At 52.5% G+C, this 20065-nt stretch carries 25 protein-coding genes and 1 pseudogene; 14 read left to right on the forward strand and 12 right to left on the reverse strand.

Annotated elements, in window-relative coordinates:
- Positions 1-151 precede the first annotated feature (151 nt).
- Together NWAT_RS07980 and NWAT_RS07985 are read left to right on the forward strand one after the other, a co-directional pair.
- On the forward strand, positions 152-514 hold the full coding sequence (locus tag NWAT_RS07980) for a roadblock/LC7 domain-containing protein (protein ID WP_013220600.1): 363 nt from the start codon (positions 152-154) through the stop codon (positions 512-514).
- Between the two features lie 78 nt (positions 515-592).
- On the forward strand, positions 593-868 hold the full coding sequence (locus NWAT_RS07985) for a PhnD/SsuA/transferrin family substrate-binding protein (RefSeq protein WP_269724281.1): 276 nt from the start codon (positions 593-595) through the stop codon (positions 866-868).
- Here the strand turns inward: NWAT_RS07985 and NWAT_RS07990 are convergent.
- Genes NWAT_RS07990 through NWAT_RS08000 form a run of 3 tightly spaced genes read right to left on the reverse strand, consistent with a single transcriptional unit; the run spans position 819 to position 2558 of the window.
- Positions 819-1967, reverse strand: a complete 1149-nt coding sequence (locus NWAT_RS07990; protein ID WP_013220601.1) for an NnrS family protein — start codon at positions 1965-1967, stop codon at positions 819-821. The genes NWAT_RS07985 and NWAT_RS07990 overlap by 50 nt on opposite strands.
- A complete protein-coding gene (locus NWAT_RS07995) occupies positions 1964-2197 on the reverse strand; it encodes a hypothetical protein (protein WP_013220602.1) in 234 nt (77 codons plus the stop codon). Before NWAT_RS07995 ends, NWAT_RS07990 begins: the two co-directional genes overlap by 4 nt.
- Positions 2198-2237: 40 nt before the next feature.
- Positions 2238-2558 (reverse strand): metal-sulfur cluster assembly factor, encoded by a 321-nt coding sequence (locus NWAT_RS08000; protein WP_013220603.1) that lies wholly within the window; start codon positions 2556-2558, stop codon positions 2238-2240.
- A 426-nt stretch (positions 2559-2984) separates the two neighbouring features.
- Between NWAT_RS08000 and NWAT_RS08005 the strand changes: the two genes are divergently transcribed.
- Together NWAT_RS08005 and NWAT_RS17405 are read left to right on the forward strand one after the other, a co-directional pair.
- The gene (locus NWAT_RS08005) at positions 2985-3419 is read left to right on the forward strand and encodes a hypothetical protein (RefSeq protein ID WP_232420063.1); all 435 of its coding nucleotides are present in this window, start codon (positions 2985-2987) and stop codon (positions 3417-3419) included.
- Positions 3416-3622 carry a hypothetical protein gene (locus tag NWAT_RS17405; protein ID WP_232420064.1) on the forward strand — a complete coding sequence of 69 codons (207 nt, stop codon included), beginning with the start codon at positions 3416-3418 and terminating at the stop codon, positions 3620-3622. The genes NWAT_RS08005 and NWAT_RS17405 overlap by 4 nt, the downstream gene beginning before the upstream one ends.
- Before the next feature lie 176 nt (positions 3623-3798).
- Here the strand turns inward: NWAT_RS17405 and NWAT_RS08010 are convergent, their stop codons facing one another.
- Positions 3799-4260, reverse strand: a complete 462-nt coding sequence (locus tag NWAT_RS08010; RefSeq protein WP_013220604.1) for a hypothetical protein — start codon at positions 4258-4260, stop codon at positions 3799-3801.
- A gap of 46 nt (positions 4261-4306) precedes the next feature.
- On the opposite strand from NWAT_RS08010, the gene NWAT_RS18030 reads away from it, so the two are divergent.
- The 4 genes from NWAT_RS18030 to NWAT_RS08025 all read left to right on the forward strand — a co-directional run bounded on the left by NWAT_RS18030 (position 4307) and on the right by NWAT_RS08025 (position 6410).
- On the forward strand, positions 4307-4450 hold the full coding sequence (locus tag NWAT_RS18030; RefSeq protein WP_083781473.1) for a transposase: 144 nt from the start codon (positions 4307-4309) through the stop codon (positions 4448-4450).
- Positions 4451-4586: 136 nt separating this feature from the next.
- Positions 4587-4811, forward strand: coding sequence for a hypothetical protein (locus NWAT_RS08015; protein WP_013220605.1), 225 nt, complete (start codon positions 4587-4589; stop codon positions 4809-4811).
- A gap of 151 nt (positions 4812-4962) precedes the next feature.
- Positions 4963-5166 (forward strand): hypothetical protein, encoded by a 204-nt coding sequence (locus NWAT_RS08020; protein ID WP_013220606.1) that lies wholly within the window; start codon positions 4963-4965, stop codon positions 5164-5166.
- 53 nt (positions 5167-5219) lie between these two features.
- Positions 5220-6410: a YncE family protein gene (locus NWAT_RS08025; protein WP_013220607.1), complete on the forward strand. Its 1191-nt coding sequence runs from the start codon at positions 5220-5222 to the stop codon at positions 6408-6410.
- 42 nt (positions 6411-6452) lie between these two features.
- Here the strand turns inward: NWAT_RS08025 and NWAT_RS08030 are convergent, their stop codons facing one another.
- The 5 genes from NWAT_RS08030 to NWAT_RS16680 form a co-directional block, all read right to left on the reverse strand.
- Positions 6453-7142, reverse strand: coding sequence for a hypothetical protein (locus NWAT_RS08030; protein WP_013220608.1), 690 nt, complete (start codon positions 7140-7142; stop codon positions 6453-6455).
- A complete protein-coding gene (locus NWAT_RS08035; RefSeq protein ID WP_013220609.1) occupies positions 7139-8047 on the reverse strand; it encodes a polysaccharide deacetylase family protein in 909 nt (302 codons plus the stop codon). Before NWAT_RS08035 ends, NWAT_RS08030 begins: the two co-directional genes overlap by 4 nt.
- 6 nt (positions 8048-8053) lie before the next feature.
- Complete coding sequence (locus tag NWAT_RS08040) at positions 8054-8503, reverse strand: hypothetical protein (RefSeq protein ID WP_013220610.1); 450 nt, start codon at positions 8501-8503, stop codon at positions 8054-8056.
- Positions 8504-8772: 269 nt separating this feature from the next.
- Complete coding sequence (locus tag NWAT_RS08045) at positions 8773-9180, reverse strand: hypothetical protein (RefSeq protein WP_041350601.1); 408 nt, start codon at positions 9178-9180, stop codon at positions 8773-8775.
- Between the two features lie 137 nt (positions 9181-9317).
- Positions 9318-9482: a hypothetical protein gene (locus NWAT_RS16680; protein ID WP_013220612.1), complete on the reverse strand. Its 165-nt coding sequence runs from the start codon at positions 9480-9482 to the stop codon at positions 9318-9320.
- Between the two features lie 234 nt (positions 9483-9716).
- Here NWAT_RS16680 and NWAT_RS17410 point away from each other — a divergent pair, with 234 nt between their 5' ends.
- Positions 9717-9887: a hypothetical protein gene (locus NWAT_RS17410; RefSeq protein WP_013220613.1), complete on the forward strand. Its 171-nt coding sequence runs from the start codon at positions 9717-9719 to the stop codon at positions 9885-9887.
- A gap of 139 nt (positions 9888-10026) precedes the next feature.
- Here the strand turns inward: NWAT_RS17410 and NWAT_RS08050 are convergent, their stop codons facing one another.
- The 3 genes from NWAT_RS08050 to NWAT_RS08060 are packed head-to-tail and all read right to left on the reverse strand — an operon-like array spanning position 10027 to position 12952.
- Positions 10027-10983 (reverse strand): DUF5996 family protein, encoded by a 957-nt coding sequence (locus tag NWAT_RS08050; RefSeq protein WP_013220614.1) that lies wholly within the window; start codon positions 10981-10983, stop codon positions 10027-10029.
- Positions 10984-11019: 36 nt separating this feature from the next.
- Positions 11020-12024 carry a glutathione S-transferase family protein gene (locus NWAT_RS08055; protein ID WP_013220615.1) on the reverse strand — a complete coding sequence of 335 codons (1005 nt, stop codon included), beginning with the start codon at positions 12022-12024 and terminating at the stop codon, positions 11020-11022.
- A 49-nt stretch (positions 12025-12073) separates the two neighbouring features.
- Positions 12074-12952, reverse strand: coding sequence for a pirin family protein (locus tag NWAT_RS08060; RefSeq protein ID WP_013220616.1), 879 nt, complete (start codon positions 12950-12952; stop codon positions 12074-12076).
- 117 nt (positions 12953-13069) lie between these two features.
- Here NWAT_RS08060 and NWAT_RS08065 point away from each other — a divergent pair, with 117 nt between their 5' ends.
- From NWAT_RS08065 to NWAT_RS18195, 5 genes and pseudogenes are all read left to right on the forward strand, one after another.
- The gene (locus NWAT_RS08065) at positions 13070-13975 is read left to right on the forward strand and encodes a LysR family transcriptional regulator (protein ID WP_013220617.1); all 906 of its coding nucleotides are present in this window, start codon (positions 13070-13072) and stop codon (positions 13973-13975) included.
- Positions 13976-14177: 202 nt separating this feature from the next.
- Positions 14178-16467 (forward strand): annotated as a pseudogene (locus tag NWAT_RS18035) (restriction endonuclease).
- Between the two features lie 30 nt (positions 16468-16497).
- Positions 16498-16722: a hypothetical protein gene (locus tag NWAT_RS08075; protein WP_013220618.1), complete on the forward strand. Its 225-nt coding sequence runs from the start codon at positions 16498-16500 to the stop codon at positions 16720-16722.
- A 27-nt stretch (positions 16723-16749) separates the two neighbouring features.
- A complete protein-coding gene (locus NWAT_RS16135; RefSeq protein WP_232420068.1) occupies positions 16750-16926 on the forward strand; it encodes a hypothetical protein in 177 nt (58 codons plus the stop codon).
- A 47-nt stretch (positions 16927-16973) separates the two neighbouring features.
- Positions 16974-20015 (forward strand): site-specific DNA-methyltransferase, encoded by a 3042-nt coding sequence (locus NWAT_RS18195; RefSeq protein ID WP_013220619.1) that lies wholly within the window; start codon positions 16974-16976, stop codon positions 20013-20015.
- The last annotated feature ends 50 nt before the right edge of the window (positions 20016-20065 follow it).

Below are 20065 nucleotides of genomic sequence, written 5' to 3' on the forward strand. Positions count from 1 at the left end.
TAACATAACATTTATGTCAATAATAATTAGGACATTAGGTTGAGCGAAAGAACCCCGTTCTGTGAACCCCGTCTAGATCTCCAATCCCTATTTCACTACATACTTACTGCAATAATCTTTCTCTTAAATGGCTTGGTAATAGGAGCATGAAATGCGCGCAGATATGCTGACTGCAGTCCTCAATGATCTCAATAGCACCTCCGCTGATATCGAGGCATCTGGAGTCATTTCAATCGATGGACTAATGATAGCCTCGGTTTTGCCTACTACTCTCGATAAAGACAGGATAGGCGCCATGAGCGCCGCCATGTTGGCTTTGGGTGATAGAAGCGCCAAAGAATTAGAGCGTGGGGCCTTGGAGCAAGTTCTGATAAAAGGGGATCACGGCTATGTGCTAATGACCTATGCGGGCGATGAAGCGGTGCTCACAGTCATGGCAAAACCCCGCGCAAAACTTGGGTTGATTTTTCTTGATGTCAAAAGAGCGGCTGAAAGTATCGCTTCAATGATATGAAAGAGTATGTGAACTCCTTGCTAAAAAATATTTTTGAAAATTTATTACAAATTCAGACAAGTATTTTTTTAATACGCAATTCTATCTAATGATTTTCAAACCCAGCGTGATGCCATTGATGCCGGAAAAGTGGATTTAATTTATGCTAATCCCTACGATACTTCAATGCTGGTCAGGGAAAAGGGGTTCACCGCTTTAGTTAAACCAAAAGATGAAGCGGACGAGGCCACCGTCGCTGTTCATAGCCGTAGTCCCGCAAAAACCGTGGAAGATTTGGAAGCCGGAGTGAAAGTCGCTCTTACTCTTAATATTCCCGTCTTTTTCTTGCTCCTTCCGGCCCTTTGCGATGAATAAGAATTAAACGGCGCAACAGCAAGCTAAAGGCAACCGACCAAGCGATGGCAGAACCCCATAAAAGCAAGAACATATACTCTCCATCCGCCAACGGTGCACCTAAGCGTAGTATGGCAGCGAGGCTCACCCCTAATGCCGCGGCACCTATATCCCTAAAATCCTCAAGCCCTTGACGGCTCCGTTGCAAGCGGGTACGGGCCATCACAACAAGGGTCAGTGTTCCAAGAGCGCCAACGGTAACGCCGTGGAGCGCCCAGTCTAAACTAAGACTCCCCGTAAGCTGTGCCCACCCCTTGAGACCGAGACCTGGAACAAGCCAAAGATAGCCCAAGCCTAAAGCCCACAGATGGGGGGTATCCAATACCCGCCACAACCGCCAGCGCCAGGCCCGGATCGCGGTCACAGCACTGGCGCCTAGAGCGAATATTCCCCCAGCCGGGGCCGCGCCTGGAATCATATCCAGGATAATCATGCCCAGCATACATAAAATGGCCATCCGCTCCAAGCGAGGCTGGACTCGGGCGGCTAGAACCTCCCCACGCCGATGAAAATGACCTGCTACCGCCGGCGCAATCACGCGCCCTCCCATGAGCAATAAGAGCAACGCAAATAAATCCACAGCCACCAGCAAGGCAAATGGTTCCGCGCCAGGCACTACCTTGCTCGCCCCTAACTGGTAAATAAGCTCGCAAATGCCAATCCCGATAAACAAGGGTCCAAAAACCCGGTTTTCAAATTTCTTTGCTGCCCGCAGGAAAGGGGATGCGGTGAAATAGGCCACCAGCCCAGCAAAAATCAGACCCGGTAAAGCTGCTGGCAAACCTTCCCCCATAAAACCAAAAGCTGCCAGGCGCGCAACAAGCCAACTGAAGAAAAGGAGCCCTACTGTCACCGCCGATACTCGGGTAATAAGATACCCAGAGACCACGGCAAAAGCATAACCCAGCAACATCTCATGCCCGTGCCAATAAGGCCCAGGGGGAGATATCCAACCCTGTAACATTGCCATCCAAACCGGCATGGCAACCACCGCCAAAGCAGCTGCAACGGGAAAGAAGAAAAGATCAACCGATAAGGGCTTACTCTTTCCCTGGCTCAAACAACTGCCGCCTTTGCTTGCCAATGCTGCCCACGAGTGAGGAATACGCCTCTTAATGCCTTATAGATCAGACATTCATAAGCCCGCCGGCGGAGGCCCAGGGCAACACTCCGCTCAAGGCTGATGAGCGCGCCAAACAAGCTTGGTACCATGGGCAGGCCATACAGCGCTAAAAAAGCAACAGGTAGACATAAAAACCCTAGCACGAATAAAAGCACGCGATAGATCATCTAAGCACCGTCAATTCCCCGCCAAAAATAATATTTTTTCCTACCGGCCAAACCAACCTAGCTGACGTTTAGCCCTTTCAGACATCCTATCCGGGTGCCAGGGAGGATCCCATACCAATTCCACGGACACTTCACTAATCTCCGGCAAACAACGCCCAATCGCCGCTTTAATCTCAGCGCGAATGGACTCGTGCAAAGGACAGGCCGGAGTGGTCATCGTCATCCGGATATCAATGCGGCGCTCATACAGCTGAATATGATAGATAAGACCCAGGTCGACTATGCTGACGCCGGCCTCGGGATCAATCACTTCATGCAGGGCGAAAATGATTTTGTCTTGGTTTAAAGTTGATTGGCTCATAGAAAAAGCGCATTTGTTATACTTTTTTTAGCACAGCATGGAAAGATAATCAATAATTACCGAAAGAAGGTAAGCACCTGCCATAATATTCACGACTACTTTCTGACCAATCACTTTTATCTTACCGCTGGCAGTTCTTATGAAGGTTTGTATAACATTCATTTACTATATATGTATTAACGATTACGATACGGAGCTTGGCGCAATACCTCACAACGGCATACCTATGGGTGAGCAGCAGACCAGCTACCTTTTCGACGTTCTGAATGCACTTACTCCCGGCGAGCGCACCTGCATCAGCAATGATTATGGCCCACTGCCACTACTTATTAGATTAAACGTTTTTTCGGCAGGGGGATCAACGTTACACCGCTGACGTGAGCCGTCCGAACTCGAAAAAAGTGACTAATCCCAGGGAGCAATGACATGAGTTTTCCAGATTTCTTCGATGAAGCGCCAGTGGTGCGCGTACGCGACCCGCTGGCTCAACTGCTTGGCGCAAGCGCTGACGGTATCATAGATTATCGTTATGCGGACGCAGTGCGCTTGGCGGGCCACTCCTGCCCCACGGTAGTAGGAGCGTTTCTCATCGGTCGTGCTGCGTTGGCTGCGCTTTACCCAGACACGCTACCCGAACGCGGCGGCGTCACGGTGCAAATGCCGACGCCGGAGTATGATGGCACCAGCGGTGTGATCGCCCAGGTTCTAACGTTACTTACCGGTGCGGCCGGAGGCGGCGGATTCAAGGGTCTCGGCGGACAGTTTGCCCGCAACAGTCTGCTCGACTTTGCCTCAGACCCCGGGACTAATGGCGATGAGTACATTTCGAGCGGCTGGATACGGGAGCTGCTGTTGCCGTGAGCTTCAATGCGGGTACTGTGCCGATGAATGGCGCGCAACAAAAACGTATCATGGCGGTCCTGCAAGGGTATGCCGATACCGAGATGCTCGCTGCTTTTGCCGAAGCGTGGCAGGAGCGTGTCCGCCGCCTTCTGCTAGAGCACGCCGATGATCCAGAGACTATTCATGTCACTCAGCTTGCTGCAGGCGGTAACACGGCGTAGCGAACCACAACGGTGATCCGTTGCTGACGATCAGAGCATGGGTAGAATCTCTCGCTCCATAAATTAGTCATCAGCATTGAGCACCGGCGCACCTCACTATTCGCGAGTTGGCGGGCGTGGAGCGAGGAAAACGAAGCGGTAATAATGCAACGGCACTTGTGAGTTATGTAGCAGCCTCAGCCATGATTGCCAGCCACAGCACCTGCAATGATAACGAGCGCCGCAATCAGCAGCACAGCATGCAGCAAGTGCATGCGCGCCAACCGGCGTGCCAGGTCGGCATTTAGCGGACCTGACATAATGCGGCGCAGCACGCCGGTTGGCCCGAGAATGAATAACATGAGAAAGAACAGTGTCCACAGCGCCATCATTGCTGGCAACCACCAAAAAGCCAGCTCGCCGAGAACATGGTAGAGTTGTAGCCGATAAAGTAGCCAACCACCAGAAGCGCCTACAATCAGTACCGCTATACGGACCTGCGGCGCAAACCGGCGTTCAATGGTGTGAAAGCGCTCCAACGCGTTGACCGGATCGCTGCGCAGTTGCGGCAGCACGACCGTCGTTACCAGTGCCAAGCCGCCGATCCACCAGACGACTCCTAATACATGTAATGCGATGGCTACCGAGATATCAGTCACGGATAATGTTTTCCGTCAGAAGAATATATTTGAAAGAGTATACTAAATATTAGTTTTCAATGAGTATCTACTCAACTTCTACTGGAAACCTGTTCTATGGACTAGAGCTTATTGCCTGATAACTGCTGGAGGAGCGCCGCTCGAAGTATTGAGGGAATACATCAAAAAACAGGAAAGACCGAAAGATTAGCGAGCAATGCTCGCTTCGCTATTTATCTCCACCCAAACACCAAAGCTACGCAATGGTGCTATGGATGGAGAATGCCGCTGGCACTGTAATTCTCGTGAAAATTTATGGAACAACCTTAATAAATTGGAGTTTCGCCATGACTGATGTCAGCTTTGTTCCTACCTGTCTGCGTGCGGACACGCGCAGGCAGACAAAACCTCATCAGCCTGGAGAATTCGCGCTTCAACGAGTGCCTCGGGCTGGCCACGACTTAGCGCGCAAGGCCCTCGGTGGGGTATCACCCTCCACGCGCATCACTTCTCCTCCTCCCGAGGATAGGTTGCGCTTGTGGCAACGGGAAAATCATAGCGCGAATTCATAGCAAAACGCAAGTAACCTGGCCCCCTATCTACTGCAGGCAGGTCGCGCTCGCAGCAAAGTTTCACTTCGCACTCTCGCTAGGGGGTCGTTCACCATCCATGGAGAATTTCAAGGTATAAAAAATCGGATACAATGAGTAAACTAAGTCAATTATGAATAATACTAAAGTCGCGGAAACGATTCGGCTCGCCTGTTTAGAGGCCGCGCTTGAAGCTTACGAAAATGCTGGAATAAGCGGACTATGCGCTGAAGGCCGGTGGGAATGCGCTGTACAGGCTATTCGGGATTTAAATTTGGAATCTATTTTATCTACCCCTGACTCAGCCCATAAAGACAAATCCGATATTTCAAACTAAAAATGGGTTAAAAAGTAAAGCACTTTACATACAGCCTAAGAAGGTTTGTTGCTATGAAACAAAGATACCCTCTTCCCGTTTTTTACACTGTTGTCCTTACGCTTAGTTTAATAATTCCGATGTTATTTTCTCCCCGTGCTCAGGGAGAAATTCTTGCCATGCTCAATTACGAGGCGAAGCCAGAGCAGATGATTCAGAAAGAAGGGCTCGCCATCATCGATGTCGATCCCAATTCACCCCGTTTTGGCAAAATGCTAATGGATATTCCCCTGCCCCCCGGCTTAGTGGCCCATCATCTTTACTACAACCAGGACCATAGCAAAATCTACGTAACCGCTCTAGGAAAAAGCATTTTGCACGTCCTAGATGTAACCCGGTTTCCCTACCGGATAAAGGCGGTAGAGATTCCCCAATGCGAGGTTCTGGAGGACATGACCTTCTCCAAGGATAAACAAACATGGTATCTCACCTGCATGGGGTCCAGTAACATTATCGTGGGCAACGCCGCCACGGATAAGCCTATCAAATCCATCAAGGCTGCGCTTTCAAACTCAGCTTTTATTCGTTATCCCCATGGAATCGCCCTCCACGACGGCCTTGACCGCTTATTGGTCACAAGCACGGTTCGGCACTCGGATTTAGGCGATGCGGGAGAAACCATTACGGTCATTGAACCCAGCACGGGGAAGGTGCTGTCCACCCACAAGGTCTCTGAGAAACCCTCTCCTTCAGGGGCAGCCCCCGTGGAAGTTCGCTTTCTGCCCGATGCTGAACCTCCGCTGGTCTATATCAATAACATGTACGAAGGGAACCTCTGGACAGCAGTTTGGGATTCGGATAAAAAAGCGTTCGATTTCCAGCAAGTGGCGGACTTTGCGCCCCAGGGGCGGGGCGTTCCCCTTGTCATAGAGTTCAACCGCAAGGGTGATCGGCTTTTTGTTACCACAGCCAAACCGGGCCATTTGAATATTTTTGATATCAGCGATCCCCAATCCCCCGAGCTGCTGAAGGCTATTCCCACGGCTCCTGGCGCTCACCATATGGTATTATCGCCTGATGAACGCTACGTTTTTGTCCAGAATAGCTTCCTCAATCTACCGGCAATGAGCGATGGCTCGATTACCGTGGTTGATCTCGCGAAAGGCGAAGCGATAGCGCAAATCGACACCCTCAAAAACCAAGGATTCAATCCCAATTGCATCGTGCTTTTACCGGAGTGGGCGTCGGGCAGGCAGAACCACTGACAAGTGCCTTTGCGGAAAAGCGCGTCATCGCAACTGGAACGGCTAGAAGGGATCAAGTTGGGAGGCGCGCTTTATCCACTCGGTTTTTTGCCCATCGGTTAGCCGTGCATCTCGCCACACCACCATTAAAAAATCAGACTCCGTTCGGACAAAGCCCACCCGCAGGCAAACCTTTGCGGATTGCTTATCGCCGACAAGACCCCAGATAGCCGTTAAATCGTCTGGAAGCAAGTCAAAGCTAGCGCGCAGCAATATCTCCGCAACGCCGCCTGCCTTGCGGATCGCCTTGCGACTTGCCTCACCGATGCGCCGATAATGACGATCATCTATGACTAAACCGCCACACAATGCACACCCCTCCCACATCGTGTAGTGCACGTATCCCAGCGTCAGCAAACTGCCGTCGCTTAGCTTCGAAAAGGCAACGAAATGGCGGGGCTCTCTTGGAAAAGTGGGGGTATTGAAGCGTCGGCGAAATAAGTGTCCTACCAATGATTCCGCTTGATCAACCTCAATAACGAAGATGGCGTCCGAAACGGTTGCTAGCGCCGCATCTGCTTCAGCATGAAGGTTAACCAGGGTAGCACTGGTTACAGGTAGATCGATAGCACTACCCGTCTGAGCGTAAATCCGACCCATCATAGCGCGTAAGAAAATAGGTGGAAGCCAGTCGCGCAAAATCGCCCGTACACTAGGTGGAATGCTACTCGCCATGGTGGCTAGCAATTTCATCGCTCGCCTCGTTCGACCGCATCAAGCAGGGCCGAGAATTCCTCGGGCGACTGCCAGTGCCAGCCACAAACAAAACGGGGAATATCCCAAACATTGGTATCGGATCGTACCGAGGCTCCTGCCGTGCTAAAAGCCGCTTCAATGCCGAGGCGGACGCCATGGTTAGGGAAATAATCGTCACGTAAGTAAGGTGAAACGTGCCCGTAAGGATAACAGAATAGCGGTAGCGCCTTCCCCTTCCTTTTATCCGCGAGATACCGTTGCGCATCCGCGATCTGCCCTTCCGCATCGTCAAATGTGGCGATCTCGAAGAAGGAACCCTTTTTATTATGTCGCTGACGGACTAGGGGAAGCCTATCGTGTACGTGATCCCAACTATGGTTTGCAATACCCAAAACATTTTTTGCCGCGCTTTCAGCCCACCAAGAATCGCGCCATTCACCACGTCCGTTGAAACAGGTGCGATCGAGAATGTCCCCTGCCTCCCGGGAAGCAATCACAAACGAAACAGCCCTGGGGCCATCGCCGAACCGAGGAAGCCATTGCTCGCTGCGCTCCAGTATGGAATGAAGGCTAGAGACTGTACCGTTCTCATCTTCCTTGTAATCATAATAGTCGAAATCCGTGCCATCATCACAGGTGAGTCCAACCAGCTTGCGATCAGCGAGAAATGCTAAGGGCTTTTTGCCGCGCAATACACCAACCAAGGTAGGCAGCGGGATCACGCGATACTGACGACGGCCCAGCTCCTTCAGATCGCTTTCGAGTGCAAGGTGGTCGTTCCCCTGATAGGCATCTCCCTTCGCACCCCAGCTGTGGTAGCACAAGATAGGTATAGAAAATGCCTGCGGGGTTTTGTCCCCGTGAAACCAGGGAATATTTTGCAACCGCTTAATCCAATTCATTGCGTTTTACGCCTGGTGCTGACGCCCAAGGGTAATGGACCACGATGAGATCTTACCCCCCTTTGCCAGCACCGTCCCCCGCCCCAGATAACACCTATCATCCTGCTTAACCAATACCTCCATTCCCCTATGTTCTCCCTTTTTGCTTTCAAACAGAGACAGGATCATCTCCCCTACCAGCACAAACCGGCCAGAGAGTTTTCCCAACACCGGGTTCACTGATATCCATGAGGTAGTATCGCGCCCTGGGGCAAAGGGAATAATATCGTAGTGATTCTCAATGACTAATGGCGGCTCGCTTAGCACCCGCATGCGCCCCTCGCTATGCCAGCCTCGGGTCGCGTGGGTCACCTGCATTTCCCCCTCCAGCCGCAGAGCATGGCCCGCCGCATCAAAGAAGGTTCCCTCCGCTTTCCATACCGCGGGCTCGAATAAAAATGTATGGCGTATGCCCATTGGAATCCTATCATTGGGTAAAAGGTAAAAGCCGCCTCTAATAGGGCAACAAAACGACACCCCACAACAGCAAAATAAGCAGCAACGTTTCTGCGCTGGACCCAATATTGTATGACTGTTCCTAGCCCCGCTGTAAAGTCTCGCCTTGATTCTTAGAACCGCGCCAAGCAATTTCCTCAATGAGAAGGGCGGGCGACCGTCTCATTATCTGAGATGGCCACCCGCCCTTTTCGTAGAATAGACGGAACTAGCATCTTTATTACTTTTGCCTACCGTAAAACCGGCGCTTGAAACTCAGCCCCATCCTTGGAATTCAATAGAATTTCCCTTTCCCCGTCGCCGCTATCCCATTGTCCGCCATACGGTTCGGGAAAAAGATTTAGATCAGGCAGTTTCTTAAATTGCCCTACGCGGACCATGGGACCAAAGGCGGTAGTCTCCGTCTTGCATAACTCGCATACTGCGGTAATAACAAGCTGATAAAATCCCGGGGCCAAACCTGGTGGGACCGGTACCGAGGCGGTCCAGCCCATTTCCGCTTGAATTTCAGAGAGGTGTTTAACCAAGATTTCCTTCATGATCCCCCCTTCAGGGTGCAGATAACCCACATAGAGATCAACCTCTCCAGAGAAAGTGCTGGAAACCACCAAGCTTCCAATCTTCCGAGTGGTGGTCAACCATGAGCTTTACTTCATAAGTGACATCCATTTTCGTTGAATGGAAGCGATAGGTACGAGTCTGACTCTGACCGGCTTTTGTCTCGAATACACGCTGGCCCAGCAGGAATTTATTATCTTTTTCGTGGGGCGTTACTTCAATAAATACCTAAGCTCCTTAGAAACGCAAGTCCTTCCGGAGCTTCTTGCGCCTCAAGGGTGGCCGTGGCCATACTGCCTATCAGCAGTAAGATGATAAGCATCGCGCAATACTTATCCCCAGATACCTTGAATAACCGATAGTGCTCAATGAATGTTGTCATGGGATGTTCCTCCTTATCAGCTTCACGCTATTCACTCATGAATAGGTACGTGATAAGCGCGCCGTTCGGATCACAAAAATTTCCCATTTTTTCTCAGCCGTCCTAGCAACGTCTTTTCCCTGTGATAGCATTGGAATTTAATTGCTTAGCGGTCGATCAACCCATCAAAATTGGTTCTGCTAATCTTAAAGACATAACTTTTAGATCCGTCACGGAAAAGGCCATGGCTGAGATATGGACGATACCGATCTCATCGACGGAGTAGCCCGAGCTAATTCTGAAGCCCTCGGCCAACTGTATGATCGCTATGCTCCAAGTTTCCAAGCGGTGTCCGAGCAGGCCGTCATCACCGCCGTGGTGTGTTTTGGAATTGCCTTTATTAAGCCGCCAGAGCGGGAACGGTAAACCTATTAGGGCTAACCCAAAAGACAAAAACATCCTCTACCGGGCGGATTCCCCGGCGGGTGCCGCCTCCAACCATTCCCACGCGTCCTGCTCCTTGTCCTTCGAAAGCGCTATTTCTCTTTACTTACCGACTACGATTTTAAATAGGCCGTGGGATGAGAGGTTTACCGGTTGGGCACTCAAGGCTTGATCGGTCCCAACCACCAAGCTCTGCCGCAGCTGTGTAAGTGCTTTCAAGAAAAGACAGGAGCGCTTTCTCGGGATCAGGCGCCGCTCTTACAGCCTCGTAAGGCAAAATGAATTCACCTGCATTTTTGTCATAGTAGGCATCAGCGGGCATCACCGTGGCGGCATCAAACCCCGCCGGCGTCGGATACGCATAAGAGTAAAAAGCGGCCGCCTCTATCGGCCCGCCGCCGGGCCAGAAGCCTGCCGAAGACACTTCATGGCTGTAGGCCTCGCGGGTGATCTCATCCGGCATCGCGGGGAATCCACCTGGATGTTCTGGCGCTGGACGCCCGGAAAAACGGGTAACGGCAAGGTCGAAACTACCCCAGAAGAGATGCACCGGGCTGACCTTGCCGATAAACCCGGTACGGAATTGTTGAAACACCTGGCTGATAAACACCAAGGCTTGGTGAAATCTTTGCACTGCATCGGCATCGTAGGGGCGTGAGCGGGTGTCCTCTTCAAACGGCATTGGGTTGGGAATTTCATTAGGCCGGCCGTGGAATTGTGGATTGCCGCCAACGGTATTAATCAGCTCCACAAATCGCTGATGAAACTCCGCCACGGACATCGGCTCAAGGGCGAAGCTTACCGACCCGTGGCCCGGCGTTTCGGCAACGACCCGATGGTCAAGGAAATCGAACAAGACCTCGACTCCGCCCGGCCCGTCTGGAATGAGCGCTGTGGTCAAACCACGCCCATTGGCATACAGGGTTGCGTGCCATGAATGGTTAACCCAGGGGGTATGGGCAAGCCGGTACTTGCCAACGATTTGGGTGAACAAGTGTAAAGCGCCACAGGTTTCCGCCCAGGCGGCATAAGGTATTTCTGGCCAGCTAGCAGCTCTCTTGGATGTTGTAGGTGTCATCTTCCCGTTCCTCTTCTTCGTATTTTTCGTAAACGATTAAGCACCGCGCACCATCCGCTCGCCCAGACGATCCCGGCCGTGGGGCGCGGACAAATCCAGTTCTGGGCCGATGGAGACAATGCCGTTGGGGTTCACCGTCGGATGGCTGCGGAAGTAATGATTGCGGATATGGTCCATGTGGACCGTCTCGGCCACGCCGGGTAGCTGATAAATCTCCCGCAGCAACCCGTCCAGATTGGGATAGTCCCGGATGCGCTTGCGATCGCACTTGAAGTGGGTTACGTAAACGGGATCGAAGCGCAGCAGGGTGGTCCACAGGCGCAGATCCGCTTCGGTCAGGGTGTTGCCCACCAGATAGCGGCTCTCGCCAAGGCGCTGCTCCAAGCTCTCCAGGGTGTCGAACAGCACTGTCACTGCTTCATCATAGGCTTCCTGGCTGGTGGCGAAACCGGCCTTGTACACCCCATTATTGATGTTGTCATAAACGGTCTCGTTGATCGCCTCGATGGATTCGCGCAGATCCTCGGGGTAGTAGTCCCCTGGCCTGGCGCCGCGATCATCGAAGGCGCGGTTGAGCATGCGAATAATATCCGCCGACTCATTGCTGACGATGGTCTCCCGCTGCTTGTCCCACAACACGGGCACGGTTACCCGGCCGCTGTAGCGATTGTCCGCCTTCAAATAGAGTTCATAGAGTTTATCCAGCCCGTAGAGCGTATCGCCGGTAGCGCCGTCAAAATCTTCCCGCAGCTCCCAACCGTTCTCCAGCATCAGCGGATGCACCACGGACAGGCCAATGTGCTTCTCTAGCCCTTTCCAGGCACGCATGACCAGGGTCCGGTGTACCCAAGGGCAGGCATACGATCCATACAAATGGTAGCGCCCGGATTGGGCTTCAAAACCACCCGTACCGCTGGGTCCAGGCGCACCATCGGCGGTCACCCAGTTGCGGAATTGGCTCTCGGAACGTTGGAAGCGACCGCCAGTGCTTTTAGTGTCATACCACTGATCCTGCCATTGCCCGTCTATCAATAATCCCATGATGATCTCCTTTCAATTTATATAATAAGAGGATAGCGCAAGCACTCGCTCAAACAACCGCCACCGACGCTAGACGGCCAAAACGACCACGCTTGAAATCTTCCATCGCCTGTTGAATTTCGGCCTCACTGTTCATCACGAAGGGCCCGTGGCCCACCAGCGGTTCGTTGATGGGCTCACCGCTCAGCAGCAGCAATGTGGCCTCGGTATCCGCCTCCAGAGAAACGGTACGATGTGCTCGCTCCAGCAATACCCACTGCGCCTCACGGACGGTCTCACTGGCGTTGACCCGCACATTGCCGTGCAAGACAACCAGCGCCAGGGTATGGCCTTCCGGCGCGGCGAAGTCAACGGAGCGGCCGGGATTCAGCCGCACGTCCCATACATTCATGGGCGTAAAGGTCGCCGCCGGACCCCGATGGCCGCCGTACTCGCCGGCAATCACTCGCACCTGGCCTCCCTGATCCGGTAATTCCACCGCCGGAATGTCCTGGTCCAATAAAGTCTGGTATTTCGGTGGCGACATTTTGTCCTTGGCCGGCAAATTCACCCATAACTGGACCATTTCCAAGGTGCCACCAGCGTGGGTGAACGCGGGCGAGTGGAATTCTTCGTGGAGTATGCCAGAGGCAGCGGTCATCCATTGCACATCGCCGGGTCCGATCTTGCCGCCGGCTCCCGTGGAGTCACGGTGAGCAACCTCGCCCTGGTAGACAATGGTGACGGTCTCAAAGCCCCGGTGCGGATGCTCGCCCACGCCTCGCGGGCGCTCCGCCGGCTCGAATTCCATGGGGCCAGCGTAATCGAGAAGCAAAAACGGACTCAGTTGCTCCCCCTGATTGCGGTAGGAAAATAATGAACGGACAGGGAATCCATCGCCTACCCAGTGCTGTTGCGGCGCGTTATAAACGCCTTGAATTTTTTTCACGGCCAGCTCCTATCTTGCATATTCTAATATCTAGGATTGATTATAATATCGGAACAATAATCCTAGTAGGCTAGTAAATAGCTACTGTGTGTCTTATTTATAGAACGATGGCAGACTATGCAAGATCTCAATGATCTCTACTATTTCGTCCAGGTTGTAGATCACGGCGGCTTTGCGCCAGCCGGCCGCGCGCTTGGCGAGCCCAAATCAAAACTGAGCCGGCGGATTGGGAAATTGGAGGAACGCCTGGGCGTGCAATTGTTGCAGCGCTCGACACGGCATTTTTCAGTGACCGAGATTGGCCAAACTTACTACGCCCATTGCAAAGCCATGCTGGTTGAAGCCGATGCCGCGCAAGAAGCTATTGAACTAACCCGTGCGGAGCCCTGTGGCATTGTGCGAATGAGCTGCCCGGTCGCCTTATTGGAAGCAAGGGTCGGCACCATGCTAGCGGCATTTATGGCCCAGCACCCCCGCGTTAATATCCATCTGGAGGCTACCAATCGCCGGGTCGATCTCATTAGCGAAGGCATAGATCTGGCTATTCGGGTGCGTCCCCCGCCCTTCGAAGATAGCGATCTGGTGATGCGTATCCTGGGCAACCGCCGCCAATCTCTCATAGCCAGTCCTCGCTTACTTCAGCAAGTTCCCACACCCAGGTTGCCCACCGATCTGGCCCACTTACCCAGCCTTGGTCTGGGGCAACCCCATCATGAGTTCCAATGGAATCTGCTCGGACCTAACAAGGCACAAGCCACCGTCAAGCACTGGCCTCGCTTTATCACTCGTGACATGACCGCCCTGCGTACCGCCGCGATAGCCGGCGTGGGCATCGTTCAACTGCCCAATATGATGATACGCGCTGAACTCGCGGGGGGAGAACTTCTACCACTGCTGCCGGACTGGGCACCGCGGCCCGAAACCATCCATGCGGTGTTTGTGTCGCGCCGTGGCCTGTTGCCCTCGGTGCGAACCTTGATCGACTTTCTCGTAGCCCAGTTCAAGGCGCTGGACGAAGACTGATAAAACTTGCCTATAGGGCAGGTGAGCTCTCTTGCGTTAAAAAGACCTCCACCCCCGGGGTGGCTCTAAACTGGCAGGCCCAGTACACTATTTCTTTATTGAAACTTGGACTTCTGGGCAAGAAGTCGATTCACAAGGAAAAAGGTGAAAGAGCACTCGTCGGCAATGCATACATAGGGAATTAAAGCGGTTGGGCTAAAATATGAGTGACGAATTTTTCAAAAAGCCGATACTCAATTCACCCTATGAATACCCTTCCTTTCATTGGGAGATAGTGGATGGGCTGCCGACCCACAATATCGTTAACTCCCGCCGAAGAGCGGAATTCATCACGCCCATTCCCAAGCCCAGGAAGCGCAAGGGTTCAAAGTCGCAAGACTTATTCGACGAAAGCCTGGGTCTAGGTGGCGGTAGCCAGAAGTACGACCCGATCTCCATTATCAACGAACTTCGCGGCCACGTGGATGCTTGGCGGAAATTGCCAAGCGAGCGGGACTGGCGGGTAACACCCGAGACCGCCCGGTTATTGCGGCACTGGCGCCATTATGAATTCAAGGGTATTCGCCCCTTCTTCTGCCAAGTGGAAGCCGTGGAAGTGGCTATTTGGCTCACGGAGGTGGCCCCTAAATTTGGCCAAACAGGCAAGCAATTTCTCGATTACTTAAAGAATGCGAACGCCGACGCCAACCCCGGTTTGCTGCGGCTTGCGCTGAAACTGGCCACGGGCGCGGGCAAGACCACGGTCATGTCCATGCTGATTGCATGGCAAACGATTAACGCAGTGCGTCAGCCGGCAAGATCGTGATTACCAACTACCACGCCTTCAAGCCGCGCGAACGCATGGCTATCTCCAAAGGCGGGCGGGCGCTTCTCAAGGGCAAACGAGGCGAAGAACTCAATACCCTGGAAACTGAAGGCCAGATGTTGCAACGGGTCATGCCGGAGCTAATGGGCATGAAGAACGTCATGGTATTGAACGATGAAGCTCACCACTGTTACCGGGAAAAGCCCGGCGAGGACGAAGAAGGGGCGCTGAAGGGGGATGACAAGAAAGAAGCCGAGAGCAACCGGGAAGCGGCGCGGCTTTGGATTTTCGGGCTGGAAATCGTCGCCAGGAAAATTGGCCTTAACCGGGTCATCGATCTATCGGCAACGCCTTTTTTTCTCAGCGGTTCCGGGTATGCCGAGGGGACCTTATTCCCCTGGACTATGAGCGATTTTTCCCTCATGGATGCCATTGAATGCGGCATCGTCAAATTGCCCCGGGTGCCGGTGGCGGACAACATCCCCGGCGCTGAGATGCCCAAATTCCGGGAATTGTGGAAACACATCGGCGCTAGGATGCCCAAAAAAGGCCGGAGCAAAGGGGCGAAACTCGACCCGCTTAGCCTTCCCGTCGAACTGCAAACGGCCCTGGAAGCATTGTACGGCCACTACGAAAAGACCTTTTCACGGCCAAGCCCGTGGTCGCGCCCCCTCAGCCGCCACGGGAAACCATCCATGTCAAAGCGGTGCGCCCGGAGCGGGACGCTCTAGAAATTCGTTTCCCCCGGGTCAGCGGCTATCGGGTCGAGCTGCCGGAAGAAAAACTGACGGCAGAATTCAACGAAGACTCCGTGCTTGAGTTGACCCCGGATTTGGTGGGTCCATCCGTTACCCGCAATGCGGGCATTATTGGCGAGGCGGTTGATTTGAACTTGATCCATACGGGTAATGTGCGTCCTTCAACGCTGCTCTTCCATTTAACTCAACGGTTGCTCTATACGAAATGGCGTGACCCCGGCGAAGCGCCGAAACTCCACCTGTTCGGTCAGCTCAAGCGGATTACCAAACAATGGCTGGAGGGATATCTCGTCTGCAAGGGGGGGACTTATCCGGCGCAACTCCTGTACCAGGAACTGGCCGACATGGCCTGCTCCAGAATCACCGCCGCCATTACCCAGGCGGAACAAAGCAGGGACCGACCCATCAAGGTTTTGCTCGATCCCTACAATCCGACGGGTTCAACCCTCCATGTCAATTTCAATACCTCGAAAACCGAACGGTGGGAAACCCATCCGCTGAAATCCCATATTAATTGGGTCATTCTGGATAGCGACTGGGAAGCCGAGTTTTGCCGGGTGGCGGAAGCCCACGAACAGGTGATTGCTTACGTCAAGAATCACAGTCTGGGTTTGGAAGTGCCCTATCGCTATGGTTCCGAAACGCGGAAATACCGCCCGGACTTCCTTGTCCAGATCGATGATGGCCAGGATGATCCCTTGAATCTGATTGTGGAAATCAAAGGTTATCGCCGGGAAGATGCCAAGGAAAAAAAGCTCACCATGGATACTTACTGGATTCCGGGCGTGAACAATCTAAAAAGCTACGGGCGATGGGCCTTCGCGGAATTCGGGGATGTCTTTGAAATGCAGCATGCCTTTGCAAGGAAAGTCGAACAAACGTTTAACGAGATGATCAAAACTGTGAGCGTACCCAAAAACACACTATGATGGTGTACACGAACAAAATGAGAGATGGCCATGAAAAACATTACCCTAAGCGCCGATGAGCACCTGATTGAAGCTGCCCGTCAGCGAGCTGCCGCTGAGCACACGACCTTGAATGCCAAATTTCGGGAATGGCTGGAAGACTATGTACAACGTCAGCGGCAGGCGGATGAAGCGATAGCCTTCATCAGGGAGTTGAGAAAACACGTGCGTACCGGTGGCCGTAAATTCACACGGGATGAGATGAATGAGCGTTAATTTTTTTGAAAGTGAATAAGATGAGCCATGAAGAACATCACTTTGAGCGCCGATGAACACCTGATTGAAGTCGCCCGTCAGCGGGCTGCCGCTGAACACACGACATTAAATGAACAATATACGCACGCAAACAACAGCAGCTACGTTTTTATGACGACGCCATTAAGGAACTGCAAGGCCAACTTAAGGTTGGGCGTAAATTAAGCCGGGAAGAAATGAATGAGCGTTGAACGCTTTTTTAAAATAAAAATATGGCGCGCAAGAAAATAACAAAAAAACGGATAGAAACCCTAACCCATGACGATGCTGCTCGGGTAAATATCCCCACCGCGGAATATGAAGCCATGCTCCATCAAAAAGACAAAAGCCCGATTCCCGTGCCCTACAAGCGGCGCAACCGGGATCTTGATCCGCAATTAGTCTGGCGGGGCAAGGATGAGCAGGACTGGTCCGATCTCGTTGTCCATGCGCCGCCCCTTTATATTCAGGAAAAAGTCCATCCCAAGGCGTTGATTGACGACTTGCGCCGGCAGTCAGTGGCGAGTGGCGAGCGGTCAGTGGATAGGGAGCAACAGCTTGATCTGTTCGCCGACTTTAATGGCCTGCCGGACGAAGCAGCAAAAACCGAGTTTTATCAGCATGAAGCTCACTGGTCCAACCGGATGATTTTGGGCGACAGCCTTCAGGTGATGGCGTCGTTAGCGGAGCGGGAAGGCTTGCGGGGCAAAGTGCAATGTATTTATTTCGATCCCCCTTACGGCATCAAATTTAATTCCAATTTCCAATGGTCCACCACCAGTCGCGATGTCAAGGACGGCAATGTACAGCACATCACGCGAGAGCCGGAGCAGGTCAAGGCGTTTCGGGATACCTGGCGGGATGGAATTCATTCCTACCTAACTTACTTGCGGGATCGGTTAACGGTGGCACGGGATTTGTTGACAGATTCGGGTTCGATTTTCGTGCAGATTGGGGATGAGAATGTGCATCGGGTACGGGCTTTGATGGATGAAGTTTTTGGAGATGTGAATTTTGTTAGTGAAATAGTTTTCCAAAAAACGGGAAGTCAGCCCGGATCAATTATTGGTAATATTTCGGACTATATCCTTTGGTTCGCTAAAAGAAAGCAAAATGCAAAAGTAAGAAATATTTTTTTACCCAAAGATGGAGGAGAAGGGGATTTTTCACCTGATCCGTTAACTTCAGATGGTGCATCTGAAAAAGGAACCGCTAATTTCTATTTCCAAGGACAAATTTTTCATCCAGGCAAAAAGGCGCATTGGAAGACTACTCTTGGTGGCATGGAAATATTAGCGCGTGCCGGCAGGATTATAAAACAAAGAAAGCAGATTCGTTTAAGAAAATATTGGGTTGATAATCCAGTCAAGACCTTAACAAATATATGGACTGATAGCGGAGGCGCATCAAATGTCATATATGTTGTTCAAACTAATGAAAAGATTCCTCAGCGCTGCCTTCTAATGTCCACCGACCCCGGCGATCTCGTCCTCGATCCCACCTGCGGCTCCGGCACTACCGCCTACGTCGCCGAGCAATGGGGACGGCGCTGGATAACCATTGATACCTCCCGCGTCGCGCTGGCGCTTGCCCGGTCCCGAATCATGGGCGCCCGCTATCCTTATTATCTCTTGGTGGATTCCAAGGAGGGCGTTCTTAAGGAAGCGGAAATTACCCGCACCGCGCCATCAACCAAGCCCACCACTGAAAATATCCGTTACGGGTTTGTTTATGAGCGCGTGCCCCATATTACCCTGAAGTCCATCGCCAATAACGCCGAGATTGACGTGATTTGGGATAACTACCACGAAAAGCTGGAGCCATTGTTGCGCGACTTGTCACGCATGATTGGTGAGAAGTGGATAGTAACCAGCAGGAAAGCTAGCCACGCATCACTTTCCACTGATCACTCCCTCGCCGAGTGGGAAGTGCCGCGCGAATTTCCCGCCGACTGGCCGGAAGAAGCCAAAACGCTGCACCAAGACTTCTGGCGGGCGAGGGTCGCGCGCCAGCGCGAAATCGACGCCTCCATTGCCGCCAAGGCGGATTTTGAATATCTCTACGACAAACCCTACGAAGATAAAAATAAAGTTCGCGTTGCCGGTCCCTTCACCGTTGAAAGTATTTCTCCCCATCGGGCGCTGACGGTCGGCGCAGATGATGAACTGATCGACCCCGCGCACCAGAAGAAAGTCTTCGACGATGAACAGGACTTTGCCCAAATTATTTTGGAAAACCTGAAAACCGCGGGCGTCCAGCAAGCCCACAAGGACGACAAAATTAACTTTATCTCCCTGACTCCTTGGCCGGGCGAGCTGGTTTGCGCCGAAGGCGTGTTTGAAGCGGCCAACGGCCAACCCACGCTAGCCACTCATCACCAACCACCCACCACTCAACAGCGCGCGGCGATTTTCATCGGCCCGGAATTCGGCACGGTTTCCCGCCCGGATCTGGTCCGGGCGGCGAGAGAAGCCGCCGATGGGGGTTTTGATGTCCTGATTGCCTGCGCCTTTAACTATGACGCCCACTCCACCGAATTTGAAAAGCTTGGCCGGGTCCCGGTTTTGAAAGCCCGCATGAATGCCGATCTGCACATGGCCGATGATCTGAAAAATACCGGCAAAGGGAATCTATTTGTTATTTTCGGTGAGCCGGATGTGGAAGTGGTGAGTGGCCAGTGGCTAGTGGCAAGTGATGGCGGAATAGTGGTGAATTATGCGCAGTGTCAAAAACTATCGGGACTTGGAAGTTTGGAAAAAATCAATGAACTTGGCCGAACGGATTTACAATATTTCAAAGTCCTTTCCGCCGGTGATAGCAATGGAGGCGCTCAATCGAATAGAACAGCAAACAACGGAGATCAGCTGTATGCTCGCTGGCCTCAAGCGGTCGCTGCAATCGAGGCGCTGACCGAAGTTGATTTTCCGCTGTCACTTACCACGGATCACTACGCACAAGTCACGCTCCATGGCGTGGATGTTTTTCATCCCAACACCGGAGAGGTCAGAAGCGATGACGCGGACGGGATAGCCTGCTGGTTTATCGACACCGACTATAACGAGGAAAGTTTTTTTGTTCGCCAGGCTTATTTTCTCAGCGCCAACGATCCCTACAAATCGCTGAAGACCACCCTCAAGGCGGAGATTAATCAGGAAGCATGGGAAACGCTGAACAGCGATATCTCCCGCCCCTTTAAAAAGCCTAGGAGCGGCCGGATTGCCGTAAAAGTGATTAACCACTTGGGCGATGAAGTGATGAAGGTCTACAAAATATAAAAAATGAAATTCCGGATATCGGATTCATTCCCAGCAGGCTTATTTTTAAC

Source organism: Nitrosococcus watsonii C-113, from assembly GCF_000143085.1.
In the GTDB taxonomy this organism is placed as follows: domain Bacteria; phylum Pseudomonadota; class Gammaproteobacteria; order Nitrosococcales; family Nitrosococcaceae; genus Nitrosococcus; species Nitrosococcus watsonii.

Coding starts and splice junctions, on each gene's coding strand:
- NWAT_RS08035 (WP_013220609.1), bottom strand. CDS start 8,047: ATGAATTGGATTAAGCGGTTGCAAAATATTCCCTGGTTTCACGGGGAC.
- NWAT_RS18195 (WP_013220619.1), top strand. CDS start 16,974: ATGGCGCGCAAGAAAATAACAAAAAAACGGATAGAAACCCTAACCCAT.
- NWAT_RS08040 (WP_013220610.1), bottom strand. CDS start 8,503: ATGGGCATACGCCATACATTTTTATTCGAGCCCGCGGTATGGAAAGCG.
- NWAT_RS17410 (WP_013220613.1), top strand. CDS start 9,717: ATGGACGATACCGATCTCATCGACGGAGTAGCCCGAGCTAATTCTGAA.
- NWAT_RS08065 (WP_013220617.1), top strand. CDS start 13,070: ATGCAAGATCTCAATGATCTCTACTATTTCGTCCAGGTTGTAGATCAC.
- NWAT_RS07980 (WP_013220600.1), top strand. CDS start 152: ATGCGCGCAGATATGCTGACTGCAGTCCTCAATGATCTCAATAGCACC.
- NWAT_RS16680 (WP_013220612.1), bottom strand. CDS start 9,482: ATGACAACATTCATTGAGCACTATCGGTTATTCAAGGTATCTGGGGAT.
- NWAT_RS08030 (WP_013220608.1), bottom strand. CDS start 7,142: ATGAAATTGCTAGCCACCATGGCGAGTAGCATTCCACCTAGTGTACGG.
- NWAT_RS08005 (WP_232420063.1), top strand. CDS start 2,985: ATGAGTTTTCCAGATTTCTTCGATGAAGCGCCAGTGGTGCGCGTACGC.
- NWAT_RS07995 (WP_013220602.1), bottom strand. CDS start 2,197: ATGATCTATCGCGTGCTTTTATTCGTGCTAGGGTTTTTATGTCTACCT.
- NWAT_RS08055 (WP_013220615.1), bottom strand. CDS start 12,024: ATGGGATTATTGATAGACGGGCAATGGCAGGATCAGTGGTATGACACT.
- NWAT_RS08000 (WP_013220603.1), bottom strand. CDS start 2,558: ATGAGCCAATCAACTTTAAACCAAGACAAAATCATTTTCGCCCTGCAT.
- NWAT_RS08050 (WP_013220614.1), bottom strand. CDS start 10,983: ATGACACCTACAACATCCAAGAGAGCTGCTAGCTGGCCAGAAATACCT.
- NWAT_RS16135 (WP_232420068.1), top strand. CDS start 16,750: ATGAAGAACATCACTTTGAGCGCCGATGAACACCTGATTGAAGTCGCC.
- NWAT_RS08015 (WP_013220605.1), top strand. CDS start 4,587: ATGACTGATGTCAGCTTTGTTCCTACCTGTCTGCGTGCGGACACGCGC.
- NWAT_RS08020 (WP_013220606.1), top strand. CDS start 4,963: ATGAATAATACTAAAGTCGCGGAAACGATTCGGCTCGCCTGTTTAGAG.
- NWAT_RS08025 (WP_013220607.1), top strand. CDS start 5,220: ATGAAACAAAGATACCCTCTTCCCGTTTTTTACACTGTTGTCCTTACG.
- NWAT_RS08075 (WP_013220618.1), top strand. CDS start 16,498: ATGAAAAACATTACCCTAAGCGCCGATGAGCACCTGATTGAAGCTGCC.